An 18,917-nucleotide genomic window follows, 5' to 3' on the forward strand; every position below is an offset into this window, starting at 1 on the left:
CGAAATCTTCAACCTCACCAAGCTGGCCCCGAAGAAAAGTTAGGTCATACACTTCCAAGCCCCAAAAAGAGCCTCTGACCTGCACAAACACAAGTTTCGAACCAATTAGCTAGGAAACTCCCGCTAGCTTCGCTGGTCCTGATGCTGGTCAAGACCAGCACCCGGCTGCCGCGGCGCCAGCTCGTCTAAGAGAGTGCCGCGGTCGGGAGTGTGAAACCCGCCAGGGAGGCGACGGACAGGCCGGATCTCCAACCGTGGCGAACGCGGTTCGTGCCGCGACAGGGGGTGCCAGGCCCAAGCTCGCGGGGAATAGGAGCCCTCGCCATCATGCTGGCTTCTGGTGTGAAGAACATCGGATTCCTGTCCTTCGGCCGTTGGACCGACCACCCGGAGTCCGGCACCCGCAACGCGTCGGACGCGCTTTTGCAGGCGATCGACCTAGCTGTCGCAGCCGAGGAGCTGGGGGGCGGACGGCGCCTACTTCCGCCGTCCACCACTTCGCGCAGCAACATGCCTCACCGTTCCCTTTGCTCGCGGCGATCGGGGCGCGGACCAGCCGTATCGAGATCGGTACCGGCGTGATCGACATGCGGTAAAAGAATACCGGGTTGTAACGCTTGCCGTCGGAAGACTTAATTCCCATAGCTCATTGACGCAGCGTACAACCTCTTACGCGAGACGCTGAAGGCAATATCGAGCATCGCCCGGATCTGGACCACCGAGCCGTCGAGTTCTTGGGCCACCTGATCAACGGTCAAGAACCGCTACGTCTCCCTTCATCGGCCACGCTTTCATCGTAGAGGAGACGGCCGTCCAAAAGTACGCCCACGTATACGACGCCCGTGGCGGGACCCCACCTATGCGTGCATTAGATTCTCCATATGACCTCATTTACCGATGCCGAGGCAGTGACGGACGAAAAAGAGAACCTTGCTGCCCAGCGCATCATGCAGGCCTTCGGCACCTTGAGCCTCGTGGGAAGAGACCCTGAGCAAATACGCAACAGTGCACGCAGGGTCACCAATGGCGAAAGACAATGCCAAGGCTCCAAACTACCCCGTGTCACAGTTCGCCTATTCCCAGCTCGTCGTTGCCTTCGGATGCCTCCGAAGCCTGCGGCAGATGCTGGTAGTAGATGAGGATGACAACAGCGCCAACATTACGTCGGGGCCTTATGGGCCGTACGCCTTGGTTCGCAACGCCTTGGATTCAACCGCGTGCGCGCTATGGCTGCTCAATCCGGCGAACTCCAAACTTCGGGTCAATCGCCGCGTCATCGCCCAAATGGGAGAGAACCACAACGCATACCAGTTCCGGATGGAAATGGCATTCCCCGCCCATCAGTGGATCAGGAACTACACGAAGATGATGCAAGAAGTCGCTGACTTGGCAGGTATTGGCTCCGTAGACGTCAAAAAGCTCAAAATACCGCAGACAACAGCGATGCTGAAGGACCTGGAGCGTCTCCACGAGGATCCCGACATCTCCTGGCTTGGCGCGTGGCAGCTATCCAGCGGTCACGCCCACGGGAAGCAATGGGCGACCTTGATGAGTAATGAACTTACCGAAGTTGCGAGAACAGCTACCGACCTGGGGGCAGCCTACGGAGTCACTGTCAGCTACGGAAGCCTGGCCTTAGTCTTGGCGGCAACGGTCGAAATGATGAAGGTCGCCTGCGAACGCTATACCCACCTGGCCACAGCTCAGGGGGATGTGAAAGGAGCCTAGACGTGCCGTAGGGGTCAGTTATTGTGACACACCATTGATCAGAACTTCCGTCCCGCGGTTAGCCGAATCTTTGTGCTCCCGAAGTGAGCCAGATTCAAGAACACGGCGCCAGGCCGTAATGGCGTACTGGACTGCGTCCTTCCAGTAGTCGTAGGCCAGAGCATAGGGGAAATCCTCGTCCCGTCCATGGACCAACTTGCTTCGCTTGTTGTACATCGTCTTTGCCCTCTTGAAAAGCTTGATCACCGTATAGCTGATCGGGCGCTGCACCTCCTGTGTGCAGAGGGCGCGGCAGGCCTGTTCCAGCAGGCTGCGGTTGTTGCCCTTGCCCAGGCCCAGGATGTTCATGCACGCCCGGTACCCCTGGGCCTCGATCTTCAACCGGTCCAGCAGCCGGGTCGATGCTTCAACCGTGTAAGGTCCGACCTTCGCCGCCTGCCTCAGAAAATAGGCTCGGGTCCACAACAATGACGTGTCCTCGTATCCGGCGGGTGCATGGGCCGGATCGGTGACAAAGCTGTTGCGCCGCGTGCCGCGTCGGTGGGTTGCCACGATGACCCCGTCGGCAAGGATCGTGACCTGCTAACCGACGATCCGCACGTCCAGGACCTGCCCGGCGTGCTGGTGGGGCACGGAATACTTGGCCGTGTCGACCTGCACGTGCCAATCCCGGGAGACCTTCGCCTTCCGCCACTCCACCTGCTGCCACCTATGCTCCGGCAGGTCCATCAACTCCGCACGTTCTGCCTCCCGGAACCAGGCCCGGCGGGACCGGGCCTCGCCACGGAATGGCGTCCGGTCATTGATCATCTCCACCTGTTCCGCGACAGCCTCGTTCAACTCATCCAGGCTCGCGAAGCGCCGGTCGGCAAGGTAATGGATGACCCAATTCGTCACGACCTTCACCCCCGCCTCCACGTTCCCCTTCTCTTGAGGGCTGGCCGCTCTGGTCGGGGCGGCCGCGCACTGGTAATGCTCCAGGAACGCGGCATAGGACTGGTTGACGTCCCGGGTTTTCTCGTACCGGCTGATCTGGTTCGATGCCGTCGAAGCGTTATCGGGCACGATCACCTGGCACACGCCATTAAAGTACTCAAACGCGGTTCGCGGCGCAGTAACACTCAAGGCGGGTGGCGGCACCTCGCTGGCGTCGCTGTCCACCGGCGCGGTCGCCGCACAGCTGGTCGCCGTCCAACTGGCCCGGGTAAACCAGGTGGTCCCGGGCGCATTCGCCTTCGGGAGCAAGGTCACAACAGCACTGTGAACACCGCATACCCAGGCGCCGCATCGGCCGTGGCGGTGGGCGTCGATCTGGGCGGAACGGGCAGCCGGTTCGTGGTCCTGGACGATTCCCGCCGCGTCCTCGCGCACGTTACGGTGCCCACGCCCATCCGGACCAGTCCCGCGGACGCCGTCAGCTTCATCGAAGACCATGTCAACAGTGTCGCCGACGGCGCCACTGTCCGCTCAATTGGCATCGGCGCCAGCGGCCCGGTAGATGCCACGGGAGTCATCCGGAATCAGGACACCCTCCCGGCGTTCATGGGTCTCGATCTGGTGGCCGGTTTGACCAAGGCCTACTCAATCCCGGTGTCGATCGACAACGACGCCGTAACAGCGGCCATCTGCGAGGCCAGCATCGGCGCAGCCCGCGACTACCCCAGCCTGCTCATGATCACGCTGGGGACCGGAGTAGGAGTCAGCGCCCTCGTTCACGGCGAACCGGTGCGGGGCGCCGACGGTGTCCACCCGGAGGCCGGCCACCTGAGCGTGGCCGGCGGAAGCACGCCGTGCTACTGCGGCCGGGCGTCATGTTGGGAACAGGTCGCCTCACGTACGGCGCTCCAAAAGGCAGCGGGCCGACTCCTCTCGCAACCCTCCGGCGGCCCGGCTGACATCCAGATAGCATCCGACCGGTCCGTTGCTGGCGACGAACCGGCAAGAGAACTCTTCAACGCCTACGGCCGCCGCATCGCCGACGGGTTGGCAGACCTGCTTACTGTCTACCGATCGGCCGCCGTCGTACTCGGTGGAAGCGGTGCGTCCTACTACCGCGCCTACGGCCATTCATTGGAGGCCCGGCTGGGCGAGCTGAAGACATATGCCTCAGTTCCACCCATATTTATCTCACAGGCCGGAGACCTCGGCGGGGCCATAGGCGCCGCGCTTCTTGGCCTCCGCCGCGCCAGTCCAATTGCGTACCAAGAGTAGGCCTCAAGTGTCCGGTAGCAGAGTACGGGTGTTGCTCGCCACGAGCATGAGACCGTGGTAGCAACTTGTTTGCCACCCATATGGGACGACCTCAGTAGTCAGTCAGTGGACCAGCCAGCGCGCTTTGCCGGGAACTCCCACTTCAGCCTGTTGGAACATCTCCTCGCCGTTCGTCGACGCGGAGGTCAAGGGGATGCGATTCAGGGAGGCCCCGGTGCTTGAATGCACTCCGGGCCTGGTGGTGGGAAGGCACCGGACTTCGCACCCGCGGGCGAACGGACCGGGCTGGGCCAAGTCCGTCTGTCGGTACTTCCAGGCCACCGGGGCTGCCGGGGCAGACCGGGCCGCCGAAGTAGAGCGGTCACCGATGTACGAGTCGAGCGGGATGTCCCGCGGTCCGCCCCCGTGCAAGGGGCGATCGCGACGCAGACGCAAACGTTTTGGAGATGTTCGGCATGCCCGACGCTGCGGCTTCCGCCTCAAGGTCACCGGCGTCGCCGGCAAGCGAACCAGAGCCCTGACCGGCCCAGGCCGGAGTACCGGCCGACAGTCATGTGGCGGCCGCCCGACACAACCATGTAAGTGGCGTAAGGAAAACCGAGCAAAGGCAACTGCAGCAGGGGAGGGACACCTACCGCAACCAGCAACCGGGCCCACAGCGACCCTACAGCGAGGGAGAGTTCCTGGTAGCAACAACCCAAAAGTGATGACAAAGTCAACAGGCCAGAGACCCAAAAGGGCCTCTGACCTGCGATAATACCTGTGGAGATGGGGGGAATTGAACCCCCGTCCGATGTTGTGTTGTCAGGTCTTCTCCGGGCGCAGTTTGCGTCGGTTTTTCTCAGCCCCAGCTATCCTGCAAACGAGTAGCTGCCAGGCTCAGTTACATAAGTGTCCCCTATGCCCCTGTAACAAAGGCGTAGAGCAGTGGCCCTCTAAATGACGCCAGGATCCGGGGCGAGAGCAGACCCGGTCTGACGGACTGTCTTACTGCTTAGGCAGCAAGAGCGAAGTCAGTGCGCGATGTTTTGGCACTTATTGGTTTACAGAGAGCGTTTACGAGATAACCCTGTATCCTCGGCCCGCTTCACCTGTCGCGACGAACACCGTCGAAACCAGTCATCCCCATGTTGTGTTATCAAACCCCGATGGTGCTTGCGGCACCAGCGGATTACTCAGTATAACGCACATGGCGCGGCCATGTATTCCCGGCCCGGCCGGCTCTGGCCCCGGGCTCGTTCCCCGGCCCGGGCCCCGGGCCGCCATTGATTCTGCCCCTCGATCCGGCCATACCAGCCGTGCCCGGTGCGCCCGGCAGGTCAGCGCGGGAGAAGGCCGCTCTCCGCTTTGACCTCCAGGACCTTAAGCGCGGCGGCGTCCACCATTGCAGCGAAGGCCGGATCCGCGGTCTGCCGGTCCAGCATGCCGTGGTAGAGCTGCGGCAGGATCGTCTGGTTCGTGCACAGTGCCATAGTGCCGCCGGCTGCGATGAAACCGGCGCCCCGGTCTCTGGGCGCCACCGGGGAGAGCTGCACGGCGTCGCAGATGTCGTCGGAGACGATGATGCCGCTGAAGCCGAGGTCGCCACGGACCATGCCGTCCATGATGACGGAGGAGAACGGGGCCATCCGCGCCGGGTCGATGGCCGGGTAGTCGGCGTTGGAGATCATCATCCAGCGCACGCCGGCCCGCACGGCGTCCCGGAACGGCGCGATGAACGGATCGTTCCGGACGGTGGTGCCGTCCACGACGCCGCTGCTGGTGTCCGTATTCGCTGTCACCCGGCCCAGGCCCGGGAAATGTTTGGCGACGGCGGCCACCCCGCCGTCGGCCATGCCGTTGGCGAAGGCGGTTCCGTGGGCTGAAACCGCTTCGGGGGTGAAACCGTATTGGCGTCCGAAGTGCCCGATCGGTGCATTGGCGGGGGCAAAGCCGGCGCTGGGGACGGTGTCGAGCACGGGGGCAAAATTAACGTTGATACCGGCGCCGGCCAGCTGACTGCCCCAGAGCCGGGCATCCGCGCGCAGCTGTACGGGATCAAGGGCGCCCTGGTCAATCGCGGCCGGCATCGCGGAGAAGCCCGGGCCGTTCATGATCTGCACCATGCCGCCCTCCTGGTCGGTGGCGATGAACTGACTGACCCCAGCGGTGCTCTGGGCCGAAACCTGGGCCTTCAGCGACGCCACCACGCCGGCGACGGCGGCGGTTCCGTCGTAGCCGCGGCCCTTCAGGAAGACGTTGCCCACATGGTAACTGGTCAGAGCGGTCAGCGCGGCCGCGTCCGGGCCGGTCACGGGCGAGCTCACCATGAGCACCTGCCCGACCTTCTGCTCGGGCGTCATGGTTGCCAGTCGCTGCTGTGCGGCGGCGAGCTGGGCTGAAACGGGGGCCGACGACGGCGGCTGGCCGGGCGCCGTCGTGCCCGCTACCGGAGCGGTGCCTGCGGCCGGGACAGAAGCGGGCGGCACCGCCGTCCGGCTCCCGGAAACCGTGGCCGACGGCGAAGCGGACGGTGCGCCTGAGCCGCCGGCCCCCGGCCGCCCCGGTCCAGAGGCACCCAGCGACATGACGCTGATGGACAACACGACGGCCAAGAGGACCACGACACCGGTCGCCAGGGCGGCCCACCTGCGGCGACTAATGCGTTTCACGGCGGTGCAGTCTTATTCTGTGTGGTTTCAAATCCGTGCAGTCTCATTCCGTGCAGTCTCATTCCGTGCAGTCTCATTCCGTGCAGTTTCATTCCGTGCAGTTTCATGGCGTGAAGTTTCATTGCGTGTGGTTTTCAGTCCGTGCGCCCCTCATGCCTCCCGCCCAGCCTACGGCCGACCGCTGCGGAGCTAGCCGCGCTGGCGCAGGTGCGCCTCGTTGAGCGCGTCCATTTCGTCGTCGCTCATCTCATCGAGTTCCTTGCGTTCCCCTTTGTCCGTCCGGGAGAAGCGGACAAAGAGCAGGATGATGATCGGCAGGTCCGCGGCCTCGCAGATGAACCAGAGCCAGTCCCCGGCCAGCTGCTGGTCCCGCAGTGGGTTGGGGAACCACGCCGGCCGGGCGCCGGTCACATCGGCGGCCCCATCCAGCACTGCACTGTTCAACCGGAGCAGAATGCCGGGGATGGCGTCCGCCAGCAGCTCGATGAAGGCAAACACAAACTGCAGCATCAGCAGCGACGTGCTGGTCCGGGTGCCGGCCTCGGTGATCGGGAGCACCAGCAGCAGCCCCAACAGCGGTATGCCCACGCTCAGCATCCCCTCCGCCAGCGGGCTGAGTCTGGCAACTCCGGCCAGCGGCGTGAGCATCGCGGAGAACAGCAGCAGACCCACCAGTGGGGCAATGACTGCGTTACCGAAGAACTTCATCGGCCACCGGCCCAGCACGCTCAGCCGTCGGCGGAGGCTGGGATTGGCGATGGCCGCCTGAGTCAGTCCGAGCGGCAGACCCAGCGAGAGCAGGATCGGAACGACGAAAAGCAACAGTGCCAGCCGGACCGAGAAGGCCCAGCGCAAGTCGGACGAGTAGGTGCCCAGGAATCCGAAGGAAATCCAGGCGAAGCTGCCCAGACCCAGCAGATAAAAGCTGAGCACCCGCCATAACGGCCATCGGATGCCGGCGGCCCGGGCACGTACCAGGCCGGTGCCATACAACAGTGCGGCCGCCAGTACGAGCGCCAGCGCCCAGGGATCCAGCGCCCAGGTTCCGAAAAACTGCTCCAGTGCCGGCATCTAGCTGCGGTTCTTCTCCCGCATGGCGCGCAGGGCTTCGCGGTTGTCCTGCTTTTCGCGCAGCGTCTGGCGCTTGTCGTAGTCTTTCTTACCCTTGGCGATCGCGATTTCCACCTTAGCCCGGCCGTCCAGGAAGTACAGCTGCAGCGGGACGATGGTGAAACCGGATTCACGTGTCTTGTGCGTGATTTTCTCCAGCTCCTCACGGTGCAGCAGCAGCTTCCGGCGGCGGCGGGCCGAGTGGTTGGTCCAGCTGCCGTTGAGGTATTCCGGGATGTACACGGATTCCAACCAGAGCTCGTCGTTGTAGAGGGTGGCAAAGCCGTCCACCAGGGAGGCACGGCCCTCGCGCAGGGACTTGACCTCGGTGCCCATCAGCACCAGTCCGGCCTCGTAGGTATCCATCACGTGGTAGTCGTGCTGGGCCTTGCGGTTGGTGGCCACCACCTTGCGGCCACTTTCTTTAGGCACGGCATTACTCCTCGGGTGTCCTGATTGATTTTACGGTCGGGCGCTGGACCGGCAAGGTCCAGTGGTGAACCAGTCTACGCCAGCGGACCGCGGCGTTCCTCTAGCGGCCCAGAATGGTCATCGGGTCCACCGGCGAGCCATTGAGCCAGGTTTCGAAGTGCGCGTGGCAGCCGGTGGAGTTGCCGGTGCTGCCGGAGTACGCGACCAGCTGGCCGGCCTCCACGTGCTGTCCCACCGAGACCAGCACGGAGCTGTTGTGGTAGTAGACCGTCATCAGCGCGTTGCCTTGCACCACGCCGTGGCTGATCCACAGCACGTTCCCGCCGCCGGTGACCACATTTGTCTGTCCCGCCAGGACAACGTTACCGGCGGCGGGCGCGTAGATCGGGGTTCCGCACGGTGCACCGAAGTCGATGCCGCTGTGCAGATAGGAGCCGGTGCCGTTAAAGTCCATGGTGCCGGCTGGAACGGCACGCCAGCCGTACCCGGAGGTAATGGGAATGTTGGCGGCAAAGGGATGTGCCAGTCCGAAGGCCGAGGGATTCCCCGGCGGCGGGGCCACGTACCCGGTATTGCCCTGCGCCCTTGCCGCCGCTGCAGCTGCCGCCGCGGCGGCTTCGCGTTCCTTGCGCTGACGCTCGGAGATCTGGGCCGCCACGTCATCCTGCTGCGCTTTGACGGCGGCCATCTGGGCCTGGATCTGAGGCTTCTTGGCGGTCAGCTCGGCATCCAGCGCAGCGGCATCGGTGATCAGTTTATCCACCGCCGCCTTTTTGGCCGCGGCGTCGGCCATGGCGGTCTTTTCGGCTGCCAGCGCCGCATCCGCCTTACCCTTGAGATCCTTGATTTCCGCTTCCACGGCCACCAGCCGTGCCTGCGAATTCACGTTCGTGGCGTTCTGCTGGGAGAGCTTGTCCAACACCGAATTCTGGCTCCGCATTGCCTGGTCCGCCAGGTCCATGCCGTCCGCCAGGTTTCCGTTGGCGCTGGAGCCGAAGAAAAGGCTCAGGTTCGGGGGAACTCCCCCGGATTTGTAGGACTGGGCCGCGATCTGCCCGATCAGCTTCTTAGTGTCAATCAATTTCTGCTTATCTGACTGGATCTGCGAACTGATCTTATCCTTGTTCTGCTGCGCAAGATCCACGCGGGCCGCCAGCGCCTCCACCTCTGAAGTGGCAATGCTGACCCGGGCCTGGGCATCCGAAAGCGCGGCCTGCGCACCGGGCAACTGGCCGCGGTACAACGTGAGGTTGGCAGCGGCAGTGGCGATGCCGGCGTCGAGAAACTCCAAGGATGATTCCACCTCGTTCGCCTGATTCTGCAGCGCCTGGGCCTGGTCATCGAGGTTATCTGCCTGGGCTGGTACGGCTCCGAGCAGTCCGGCAGCCAGCACTGCCGCCACCGCGGCCCCGACGGCACGGCGGCGCAGCATGCCGTGGCCGGAGCGCTCCTGCCGGGACAACTGGCGCATGGAAATTTTCTCCTCGATGATCAACAGGCTAAACCTTCAGATACTTACGCAGGGTCAATAGCGAGGATACCCCGGCCAGCAGGATCCCCAGCACTATCAGCCCCGGCGTCAGGATCAGCACCTGGTTGGCGGAGATAAATGCCGTGTCCTTGTACTGGTCCGCCAGATAGTCCTGAATAAAGAACTTGGCCACCGCCCAGACTGTCCCGGATGCCAGCACGGCACCGATCACGGCCGCGACCACTCCTTCCATCACAAAGGGCAGCTGGATCACTGCCTTCGAGGCCCCGACCAGCCGCATGATCCCGGTTTCCCGGCGTCGGCTGAAGGCGGACAGCTTAATGGTGGTGGCGATCAGCAGGATGGCACAGACAATCATCAGCCCGGCGATGCCCACCGCCACCAGGGAGGCTATGTTCATCACGGAGAAGAGCCGCTCCAACAGCTGCCGCTGGTCAATCACCGTCTCCACCCCGGGCGTCGCCGAGAAGGTCTCATTGATGATCTCGTACTTCTCCGGATTGACCATGTTGATCCGGAACGATGCCGGCAGCTGATCCGCGGTGACCGAATCAACGATCGGCGAATTCGCGAACTGCTCCTTGAAGTGGTTCAGCGCGTCCGGCTGTGACTCGTAGGCCCAGCTGGTCACGTACGGTTTCACGGCGGCGGAATCCAGCAGGGTTTCGATGTTCTTTTTCTGCTCGTCCGTGGCCGGTCCGGAGGCGCAAGTCGGGGAGGTCGAGGTGTCAACGCAGAGAAAGACGGCAACCTGGACCTTGTCGTACCAGTAGCCCTTCATCTGGTTGATCTGCATCTGCAGCATGCCGGCCGTACCGACAAACGTCAGTGACACAAAGGTCACCAGAATGACGGAAACGACCATGGAAACATTCCGGCGAAGACCTCCGCCGATTTCGCTGAGGATGAAAGCAAGTCTCACTCCGGGGCCTCCGCGGACGGTTCACGGTCGGACCCTGCGGCTTGGACCACGGGAATCATCGACGTGTACAAGGCCTTGGCCTCGTCGCGGAGAACCACGCCGTTGCGCAGTTCGATGACCCGCTTGCGCATCGAGTTGACGATGTCGTCGTCGTGCGTTGCCATCACTACGGTGGTGCCGTTCTGATTGATTTTGTCCAGCACCTTCATGATGCCCAGCGAGGTGGTGGGGTCCAGGTTTCCGGTGGGTTCGTCAGCCAGCAGGATGGCGGGCTTATTGACGACGGCGCGCGCGATTGCCACGCGCTGCTGCTCGCCTCCAGAGAGCTCGTGCGGGAGCCTGTTCTCTTTGCCCTCAAGCCCGACGGTCTTGAGCACCTCGGGCACGGTCTCGCGGATGATGTCACGGCTTTTGCCGATCACCTGCATGGCAAAGGCCACATTGGCGAAGACCGTCTTATTGGGCAGCAACCGGAAGTCCTGGAACACGACGCCGATGCCGCGGCGCAGCTTGGGCACGCGCCAGCTGGAAATATTTGCCACGTTCTGCCCAGCGACATACACGGCGCCGCGGGTGGCATGGTCTTCCTTCAGCACCAGGCGCAGGAACGTGGATTTGCCGGAGCCAGAGGCACCGACAAGGAAGGCGAACTCCCCGCGGTCAATTTCCAGGGAGACCGAGTCCAAGGCCGGACGGGTCTTCTGGTCATAAATCTTGGTGACGTTATCGAAACGAATCATGGCTCTTCTGGACCCAGTCAGCGCGAATTCTGACAGGCCGGTGCTGGGGTATTGGCTTGGGGAAGAAACCACCGGCTTATCGACTATAGACACTCGCCCGCGCCGATCCCGTGCAGCCCGAGGGGCGTGTCGTCCTGGACGAGACCTGTGTGTAACATTTCGGTGCCTCCGATAGGCTCGTGACGTTGTCACGGCCCTACCGCCCGAACGGCCGTTGCCAGGGCCGCCATTGTCCGGCCCTGCACTGGAGAGGAGCAGCCATGGTCACCTTCGGGATCGAGGAAGAGTACCTGCTGGTGGATTCCACCACGGGTCTGCCGAAGTTCAGCAGCGCGACGGTCAGTGGTTTCCTGCAGGCGTCGCGGCAAGTGGACGACGACGATATTCAGCCGGAACTGCTGACCTGCCAGCTGGAAACATCCACTCCCCCGTGCACCACGGCCGACGAAGCACTCCAGTCACTGCTGGCATTCCGCGGCCAGCTGGCCAAGGCGGCGTACAAATCCCTGGCCCGCGCCGCGGGCACGGGAACCGCACCCCGCATGGCGGAGGCCCCGCCAGAGGTCACGGATAAGCGTCGCTACCACCAGATGCGGGACAGCGCCCGTGCCATCGTTGCGGATCAGTACATCAACGGACTGCATGTCCACATCCAGATCCCTGACAAGGACGCCGGTGTGATGGCCCTGAACCGGATCCGGCCCTGGCTGCCCGCCATTGTGGCGCTCAGCGCTAACTCGCCGTTCTGGCGGGACCGGGACAGCGGCTTCGAAAGCTGGCGCACCGTGAGCTACAGGCGCTGGCCGGTTCAGGGGCTGCCTCCGGTCTTCAAGAACGGCGCCGATTACGAAGCGCGGGTCCAGCACCTGGTGGACACGGGAGTCATCCTAGACAGGGGTGTGATCACGTGGGTGGCCCGGTTGTCGGAGAACTATCCCACCCTGGAGGTGCGCGCCTGCGATGCCCAGCTTGAGGCACACGATTCCGTGCTCTTGGCGGTATTGCTCCGGGCATTGGTGACAGCCGCGCTGAGTGACTCGTGGCAGAACGCCGAGGAATTCACCCCGGAAATCCTCGACGCTTCGCTGTGGCAGGCGGCCCGGCATGGCCTCCGCGGGCAGCTTGTCCACCCGGAAACCGGGCACTTGGCACCCGCGCCCGAGGTGCTCACCACCTTGGTCAAGACGGTGGAGGCGGCCCTGCACGCAACGGACGATTCCGGCTTCGTCGCCGACGGGCTGGCGCGTATCGCGGAGCACGGCACGGGCTCCGCGCGTCAGCGCCGGGCCCGTGAGCACGGCGGCCTTCCGGCCCTGCTGGATCTGTACGCCGGCTCGCTCACCGCACGCTGAGGCGCCACCGCTCACCACGCGCTGCAGTGTGCTCACCTCAGGAATCGGTGACGCTACGGACGGGGAGCCGTGGCATTCGGTCGGAAGCGGTGACACTTCGGGCGGGAGCCGTGGCGTTCGGCCAACGGCGCCGCTACTGCGCCTCGGCATTGCGGTTATCCGCACGCCAGCGGATGCCGGCGTCAATAAAGTCGTCAATCTCGCCGTCAAGCACAGCCGAGGTATTGCCCACCTCGTACTCGGTTCGCAGATCCTTGACCATCTGATACGGATTGAGCACGTAGGAACGCATTTGATCGCCCCAAGATGCCTTCACGTCGCCGGCCAGCAGCTTTTTTTCGGCGTCCTCCTCGGCCTTCTTGAGCAGCAGCAAGCGCGACTGCAGCACCCGCAGCGCCGCCGCCCGGTTCTGCAGCTGCGATTTCTCGTTCTGCATGGAAACCACAGTGCCCGTCGGGATATGGGTCAGGCGCACTGCGGAATCCGTGGTGTTCACGGACTGCCCGCCGGGGCCCGAGGAGCGGAACACATCCACCCGGATTTCATTATCTGGTATATCGATGCTGTCCGTCTGTTCGATCAGCGGAATGACTTCCACGGCCGCGAATGACGTCTGCCGGCGGCCCTGGTTATCAAAGGGACTGATGCGCACCAGCCGGTGCGTGCCCGCCTCCACGCTCAGCGTGCCGAAAGCGTACGGGGCCTTCACTTCAAACGTGGCGGATTTCAGTCCAGCTTCCTCCGCATAGGAGGTGTCCATCACCGTTGTCGGATAACCGTGGCGCTCGGCCCAGCGCAGGTACATCCGCAGCAGCATTTCGGCAAAATCCGCCGCGTCCACGCCGCCCGCGCCGGAACGGATTGTCACCACGGCTTCGCGCTCGTCGTATTCGCCAGCCAGCAGCGTGACTACCTCCAGCTCCTGCAGCGCCTTCCGCAGCACGGGCAAGTCCTTCGCCGCCTCGGCCAGCGTGTCGGCGTCGTTCTCTTCCTGCGCGAGCTGGACCAGGACCTCCAGATCATCGATCCGGGCCTGCAACGACTCAAGCTTTTCCAGCTTGGACTGCGCGTGCGAGAGCCGTGAGGTGATCTTCTGCGCCGCCGCGGGGTCATCCCACAGGTTCGGCGTCCCGGCCTGGTCGCTCAGATCTTCGATGGATTCCTTGAGCGCGTCCACTTCGGACACCTGCTCTATGGAGAGGTAGGTGGCGCGGAGCGCACGGATTTCTGCAGCAAAATCGATTTCAGCCATGATCCTCAAGCCTACGGCATCACCGGAAATGACTTGCCGGACCAGCGTGCAGGACAGGGATGCCGGGACCGGGCATCAACGGGTCAACTGCGAGCGCGCCGTGCTCGTGGCGGTAACGGCGATTCCGTCCGGAATCAGGAAATTGATAAAAAGCGGATGGACGACGGCGGCCAACGTCACGCGGGCGGTCCGCCCGTCCGCGGTCCCGGTTCCGCCGCCGAGGGTCAGCCCGGAAATGTGCCTGTAGCTGCTGTTCCGGTTCAGGTAGGCGGAAGCCGCCGCCCGCACACCGTCGCCGGACAAAATGGTGACCGGGGCCCCGGAGTTTCCAGCCACCCCGGAGAGGGTGAAGCTGTCCGCCGCGGCCACGGCTGCTCCGTCTGCTGCGGACAGGAGCTTCTTATGTCCGAGGTACACGCTCGAAACAGCCGCCACCACGGTGACCAGCAGCAGGGCCAGGACTACGTAACCGATGATCATCACCATCAGCTCGCCGCTCTCGGCATCGCCGTTGGGACGGCGCGGGTGCGGCTGGCTGCAGATACTTCGAACCCGCGCGCGAACGCCGATACTCCCATGCTGGCCCTCCGTCACCGGAATCGGCCGACAATCTGACTCGCGGCCGCATCCACCGTCGCTGCCGTCAAGGCTCCGCCTGGCAGCGACGGGACAAGCGGCAGCGGGACGGCAAGCGTGACCGTCGCCGTGACAAGCGCTCCCGGGCTGAGGCAGCCCGCGGGCTCACAACTGATGTCCAACCGCGCTCTGCCGTCACTGAAGCCATGGTCCGCCATAGCCAGCAGGACCGCTTCCTCCGCAGCCGCCCGCGCGGATGCCGGATCGGGTGCGGAAACATACACCTTGGCGGCCTGATCCGCAGCACCGGTGACGGCATAAGCGCCACCTTGCATCTGTCCCACGGTAATCACCAGATACACCACGGGAATCATCAGAAGTACAGCTAGGAAAACAAACTCCACCACAGCGTTCCCCTGCTCTGAGACTCCGGGAGTCCGGTCGTCGATCCGTTCATCTTCGGCGCCCCGGACTCCGGTCTTTTGGTTTCCTGCCCCTCGGCATCCTGCCAACCGCTGTCGCAGGAACGTCCTCCCCATCGTATTACGGCTGGAGCGCGGCATGCCCGGACACCTCCAGTGCCGATCCCGGTCCGATCAGCCCAAGCACGGGCAGCGGGCTCCGCACGGTCACTTTGAGTGTGCGGATGCCGAGATACATCTCTTCCGTAACCGTAACCTCCTTGGCATAGTCCGGGCTCAGAGCTGCCGAGATCAGCTGCTCCGTGCGTGTCTTCGCGTCCGCCGCTCCCCGATCGGCGAGCGTTCCGTATCTCGCTCCAGAGGCGGCCGCATCCACCGCAGTATTGCGGACGTGCAGCACCAGGGCCAACTGGACAACGGCCAGAAAGAGCACCGTCAGAAGTGCCCCGACCAAAACAAAATCCACCACGGCGGATCCCGATTCGGCGTCCGAGCCTGGTCGGGGCGTGCCGCCGCAGCACATCCCGGCTGTGCCTTCCGGCACGGACATTCTACTTCTCGCTTCGGACCCGGACACGGTTCCCGCTTCCGGCACGGACACGGTTCTCCATCGCCGTGTCATCGCCTTCATTTCGGTATCATCCGCCCTTGTTGACCTGGCTGATGGCCTGGTTGAAGAGCCCTTCCAGAGCGGGACCGGCAATGGCCAACAATCCGGCCACCAGCACCGCGGACATCAATGTGATCATGACCCAGCCGGGTACATCGCCGCGGTCACCGGGGTCGTGGCCGCCGTCGTCGTCCACGGTGCCGGACGACGACGGCGCGCCAGAGATGCGGGCCGAACCGCGCCGCGTCAAAAGCGTCGCGAGTGTACAGAACGCGACGAGCCATACCAACGGCGCCGGTTTCAGGTGTTTCATCGGATTACCCCCTTGCGAGTTGTCAGTCATTTTCGTACCTGTCTGTCCCTGCATTAGAAACCGAGCCGGAGCAGCGCAAGCCCCGGGAAAACCGCGAAAATAATGGTCAATGGAAGCACTCCGAAGACAAGCGGCACCATCATGGCGATCTCTTTCCGACCCGCGGACTCCATCAGTTCCCGCTTCGCCGTATCACGGACGTCCTGGGCCTGGGCACGGAGCACGTCAGCCAGCGGGGTACCGCGTTCGATGGCCACGATGACGCCGTCCACAAAGCGCACCAGGGGCACCAGCCGGCTGCGCTGGGACAGTCCCGTTAGGGCCTGTCCCAGCGGGATCCCGCTGCGCGTCTGTGCCAGTACCTGGCCGAACTCGCCGGCCAGCTCACCTCGGGAGGACCGGCAGACCCTTTCAAGTGCGCCGGTGGCACTTTCTCCGGCGCTGACAGCGAGCGCCATCAGCTCGGCCAGACTCGGGAATTCGGCGATGATGCGTCGTTCGCGGCGCTTGATCCGGACTGACAGCAGGTAGTCCTTGATAACAAACGCGGCGGCCGGCAGAGCTACGGCGCTAAGGAGGGCCAACGGCAGATTAAGCCGTCCCCCCGCCGCGGACAGCAGCGCAGCCACTACGGCCAGGATGAATCCTGCCGCCGCCCAGATGAGCTGGCCTGCACGAAAATCGAGTGCGGTGTGGCGTTGACCGGCTTGCTGCAACCGTGCCGTCAGGGCCGCCGTGCCGATATTGAAACGGCCCAGCCAACGCACGGCATCGACCGTCATCGCGCGAAGAATGCGCTCGAGTGGACCGAAAAGCACCTCCGGCCCGTCGGCGTCGTGCAGCAGCCGGGATTGCCGCACTACGGAACGCAGCTGTGGTTCGATGCGCTGCGCAAAGCTGGGCTGGCGCATGAAAGGCAGCCTGACCAGGACCAGCCAGAGGCCGGCCCCAAGGACCAGTCCGGAAACCACCGCAAGGGAAATGGCAGTTGTCATCGGAGGACCCGCTCGTCCGCGGGCAGGGTGCCGATTCCAAGCATTACGCGATAGCAGATGACTGAGACGAAAAGGCCGCCCGTCAGGACCAGCCAACCGGCGGCGGAGTTATAGGCCGAGACCGCCTCGGGACGGGTTGCCAGAAGCATCAGAACCAGCCACGGCGCCGCAACAGCGAGCCGTGCCGCATTCACCGTCCACGATTGCCGGGCCTCCAGCTCGCTTCGGGTCCGGGCGTTGTCCCGCAGGAATTCGGCGAGCGTGCCCAACAATCGGCCGAGGTCCGTGCCCCCTACCTCGCGGGTGAGGCGCAGGGCTTCAACGATCCGGTCCGCAACGGGATCCGCCAGCCTGTCCTTGAGTATCGTCAGCGAATGGTCGAACCGGCCGCCGGCCCGGTAGTCGGAGCCGAAATCGATGAAGAAATGACGCAGCTCCTCCGGCCCCTTGTCCCCCAGCTGAATCAGTGCCTCGGGCAGGGACAGACCGGCTCGGATGGCTGAACGCAAATGGTCCACCACATCGGGCCACAGCTGCCGGAGCACGGCCGTCCGCCGTCGTGCTCTCCAACGTACGGCCGCGAGCGGGAGATAACCGCCAAAGAGGCCGAAGCACAGCGCAATTGGCAATGAGCGCGTCAGCAGGTAAAACACCAGCACCGCCAGAAGTCCCAGACAAACGCAGCTGAAAAGCAGCCCGGTGGAACTGACCCTTTCGACACCCGCGCGCAGCAGCAGTTCATGGATGCGGTCCACCCGCTCCCGACGCCCGGTACGCCGGGGCACCTGCCAGCAGGACCACCAGATCAGGAACAAGCCCAGTCCGGCGAGCAGACCAACGGCCGCGGACATCAGCCGGCCTCCAGCAGCGCCGCGACATCGTACCCGGCGGCGGCGAACTTTTCCGGCGAAGGCATGGAGGCGGCCACGGCCTGGAGCCCGGCGCTGGTCGTGGCGAAGACGGTGCCTGATTCGATGACGCCGTTTTCCACCCGCCGGCCCAGGAAGAGGATTTCCGAGACCTGCCGGCGGCCGTTGGGCAGCCGGACGCAGTGGACCACCAGGTCGATGCAGGAAGCCACCGTCGGCACCACGAAGGAGGCACTAATGTTGGCTCCCGCCAACAACGGGAGGGTACAAAGCTTCGTCACCGCGTCATGCGCGGAATTCGCATGGATGCTGCACATCCCGGGCAGGCCGCTGTTCAGAGCAATCAGCATGTCCAGGCTCTCCGCTTCGCGAACTTCACCCACGATGAGCCGGTCGGGCCGCATCCGCAGCGCCTCCTTGACGAGGCGCCGCAGCGGAATCTCACCGAGCCCTTCCAGATTTGGTTGTCGGCATTGCAGACCCACCACATCGCGAAGCGGAAGCTGAAGTTCAAAGATTTCCTCCACCGTCACGACTCGTTCGCGCGATCCGATGCTGGCACCCAGGCAATTGAGCATGGTGGTCTTACCGGCCTGGGTTGCACCGGACACCAGAATGTTCAACCCGCTGCTCACCGCAGCACCCAGAAACCGGGCCGCCTGCGGACTCAGCGAACCGAGCCGCACCAAATGGTCGAGCCTGCTGGCCTTGACGATGAACTTACGGATATTCACCGCCCAATGCACCCTCGTCACATCAGGGATCACCACGTGTAGCCTGGAGCCGTCCGGCAATGCGGCATCGACGAACGGTGAGCTCAGATCCAGACGCCGACCGGAGCTTTTGAGCATCCGTTCCACCAGGTCCCGGATCTGCTGGTCAGTGAGGGTCAGCGAGGTTAACTCGGACTCGCCGTTCCGGGCCACGTAGATTTCCGTCGGCGCGTTGATCCAGATTTCCTCGATCGAGTCATCGTCCAGAAAGGGCTGCAAGGCGCCGAATCCTGCTACTGCATCAAAAACTATCTGCCGTGCGGAGTCCGTCTTCCCCAGCGGAGGGACAGCACCCAGCAGGGAACGCTCGTCATAGTCATTGACTGCCGCATCCACGAGACGACGGACCTCGGCCACCTGCCGCAGCGGGTCCAGCCCGCGGCGACGGATCAGTTCCCTCACCTCGTCCTCGACCACGCTGACAGCATCCATGATTTACCCGGCGTTCCCTCCAACGAACCGGGCCCCT

The 18,917-nt window shown here is 63.9% G+C and carries 20 protein-coding genes, 1 other RNA gene and 1 pseudogene; 4 read left to right on the forward strand and 18 right to left on the reverse strand.

All coding sequences use genetic code 11. The annotated features are described in order from the left end of the window. Positions 1–342: 342 nt before the first annotated feature. A pseudogene (locus QMG52_RS09885) lies at positions 343–593 on the forward strand (LLM class flavin-dependent oxidoreductase); the annotation flags it as partial. Between the two features lie 39 nt (positions 594–632). On the opposite strand, the gene QMG52_RS09890 reads toward QMG52_RS09885, so the two are convergent. Then, positions 633–758, reverse strand: a complete 126-nt coding sequence (locus tag QMG52_RS09890; protein WP_283560242.1) for a hypothetical protein — start codon at positions 756–758, stop codon at positions 633–635. A gap of 265 nt (positions 759–1,023) precedes the next feature. Between QMG52_RS09890 and QMG52_RS09895 the strand changes: the two genes are divergently transcribed. Then, positions 1,024–1,728, forward strand: a complete 705-nt coding sequence (locus QMG52_RS09895; protein ID WP_283560243.1) for a hypothetical protein — start codon at positions 1,024–1,026, stop codon at positions 1,726–1,728. 18 nt (positions 1,729–1,746) lie between these two features. Here the strand turns inward: QMG52_RS09895 and QMG52_RS09900 are convergent, their stop codons facing one another. Both QMG52_RS09900 and QMG52_RS09905 read right to left on the reverse strand, forming a co-directional pair. Then, positions 1,747–2,280: a hypothetical protein gene (locus QMG52_RS09900; protein ID WP_283560244.1), complete on the reverse strand. Its 534-nt coding sequence runs from the start codon at positions 2,278–2,280 to the stop codon at positions 1,747–1,749. Positions 2,281–2,310: 30 nt separating this feature from the next. Next, positions 2,311–2,979, reverse strand: a complete 669-nt coding sequence (locus tag QMG52_RS09905) for a Mu transposase domain-containing protein (protein WP_283560245.1) — start codon at positions 2,977–2,979, stop codon at positions 2,311–2,313. 9 nt (positions 2,980–2,988) lie between these two features. Here QMG52_RS09905 and QMG52_RS09910 point away from each other — a divergent pair, with 9 nt between their 5' ends. Further along, complete coding sequence (locus QMG52_RS09910) at positions 2,989–3,939, forward strand: ROK family protein (protein WP_283560246.1); 951 nt, start codon at positions 2,989–2,991, stop codon at positions 3,937–3,939. 760 nt (positions 3,940–4,699) lie between these two features. Here the strand turns inward: QMG52_RS09910 and ssrA are convergent. The 7 genes from ssrA to ftsE all read right to left on the reverse strand — a co-directional run bounded on the left by ssrA (position 4,700) and on the right by ftsE (position 11,286). Next, positions 4,700–5,066: a transfer-messenger RNA gene (gene ssrA, locus QMG52_RS09915) on the reverse strand. A 192-nt stretch (positions 5,067–5,258) separates the two neighbouring features. Beyond that, on the reverse strand, positions 5,259–6,590 hold the full coding sequence (locus QMG52_RS09920; RefSeq protein ID WP_283560247.1) for a glycoside hydrolase family 3 N-terminal domain-containing protein: 1,332 nt from the start codon (positions 6,588–6,590) through the stop codon (positions 5,259–5,261). A 189-nt stretch (positions 6,591–6,779) separates the two neighbouring features. Then, entirely contained in the window at positions 6,780–7,661 is an 882-nt protein-coding gene (locus QMG52_RS09925; RefSeq protein ID WP_283560248.1) for a cytochrome c oxidase assembly protein, read from the reverse strand. After that, entirely contained in the window at positions 7,662–8,132 is a 471-nt protein-coding gene (gene smpB / locus QMG52_RS09930) for an SsrA-binding protein SmpB (protein ID WP_283560249.1), read from the reverse strand. A 100-nt stretch (positions 8,133–8,232) separates the two neighbouring features. Then, positions 8,233–9,603: a M23 family metallopeptidase gene (locus QMG52_RS09935; RefSeq protein WP_502920494.1), complete on the reverse strand. Its 1,371-nt coding sequence runs from the start codon at positions 9,601–9,603 to the stop codon at positions 8,233–8,235. Between the two features lie 28 nt (positions 9,604–9,631). Continuing rightward, entirely contained in the window at positions 9,632–10,546 is a 915-nt protein-coding gene (gene ftsX / locus QMG52_RS09940; protein ID WP_283560250.1) for a permease-like cell division protein FtsX, read from the reverse strand. Next, on the reverse strand, positions 10,543–11,286 hold the full coding sequence (ftsE, locus tag QMG52_RS09945; RefSeq protein WP_283560251.1) for a cell division ATP-binding protein FtsE: 744 nt from the start codon (positions 11,284–11,286) through the stop codon (positions 10,543–10,545). The genes ftsX and ftsE overlap by 4 nt, the downstream gene beginning before the upstream one ends. Positions 11,287–11,546: 260 nt before the next feature. On the opposite strand from ftsE, the gene QMG52_RS09950 reads away from it, so the two are divergent. After that, positions 11,547–12,638, forward strand: a complete 1,092-nt coding sequence (locus tag QMG52_RS09950) for a carboxylate-amine ligase (protein WP_283560252.1) — start codon at positions 11,547–11,549, stop codon at positions 12,636–12,638. Positions 12,639–12,771: 133 nt separating this feature from the next. On the opposite strand, the gene prfB is transcribed toward QMG52_RS09950, so the two are convergent. From prfB to QMG52_RS09990, 8 genes are all read right to left on the reverse strand, one after another. Then, positions 12,772–13,890 carry a peptide chain release factor 2 gene (prfB, locus tag QMG52_RS09955; RefSeq protein ID WP_283560254.1) on the reverse strand — a complete coding sequence of 373 codons (1,119 nt, stop codon included), beginning with the start codon at positions 13,888–13,890 and terminating at the stop codon, positions 12,772–12,774. Positions 13,891–13,965: 75 nt separating this feature from the next. Beyond that, entirely contained in the window at positions 13,966–14,376 is a 411-nt protein-coding gene (locus tag QMG52_RS09960; protein ID WP_283560255.1) for a pilus assembly protein TadG-related protein, read from the reverse strand. Positions 14,377–14,480: 104 nt separating this feature from the next. Continuing rightward, positions 14,481–14,873, reverse strand: coding sequence for a hypothetical protein (locus QMG52_RS09965; protein ID WP_283560256.1), 393 nt, complete (start codon positions 14,871–14,873; stop codon positions 14,481–14,483). 136 nt (positions 14,874–15,009) lie between these two features. Continuing rightward, the gene (locus tag QMG52_RS09970) at positions 15,010–15,411 is read right to left on the reverse strand and encodes a TadE family protein (RefSeq protein WP_283560339.1); all 402 of its coding nucleotides are present in this window, start codon (positions 15,409–15,411) and stop codon (positions 15,010–15,012) included. Positions 15,412–15,526: 115 nt separating this feature from the next. Next, positions 15,527–15,724: a hypothetical protein gene (locus QMG52_RS09975; RefSeq protein ID WP_502920495.1), complete on the reverse strand. Its 198-nt coding sequence runs from the start codon at positions 15,722–15,724 to the stop codon at positions 15,527–15,529. Between the two features lie 140 nt (positions 15,725–15,864). Further along, a complete protein-coding gene (locus QMG52_RS09980) occupies positions 15,865–16,806 on the reverse strand; it encodes a type II secretion system F family protein (protein ID WP_283560259.1) in 942 nt (313 codons plus the stop codon). Then, positions 16,803–17,657: a type II secretion system F family protein gene (locus tag QMG52_RS09985; RefSeq protein ID WP_283560260.1), complete on the reverse strand. Its 855-nt coding sequence runs from the start codon at positions 17,655–17,657 to the stop codon at positions 16,803–16,805. The genes QMG52_RS09980 and QMG52_RS09985 overlap by 4 nt, the downstream gene beginning before the upstream one ends. Next, complete coding sequence (locus QMG52_RS09990) at positions 17,657–18,880, reverse strand: TadA family conjugal transfer-associated ATPase (RefSeq protein ID WP_283560261.1); 1,224 nt, start codon at positions 18,878–18,880, stop codon at positions 17,657–17,659. Before QMG52_RS09990 ends, QMG52_RS09985 begins: the two co-directional genes overlap by 1 nt. Positions 18,881–18,917 lie beyond the last annotated feature (37 nt).

This window comes from Paenarthrobacter sp. PH39-S1 (assembly GCF_030063245.1).
Taxonomy (GTDB): domain Bacteria; phylum Actinomycetota; class Actinomycetes; order Actinomycetales; family Micrococcaceae; genus Arthrobacter_M.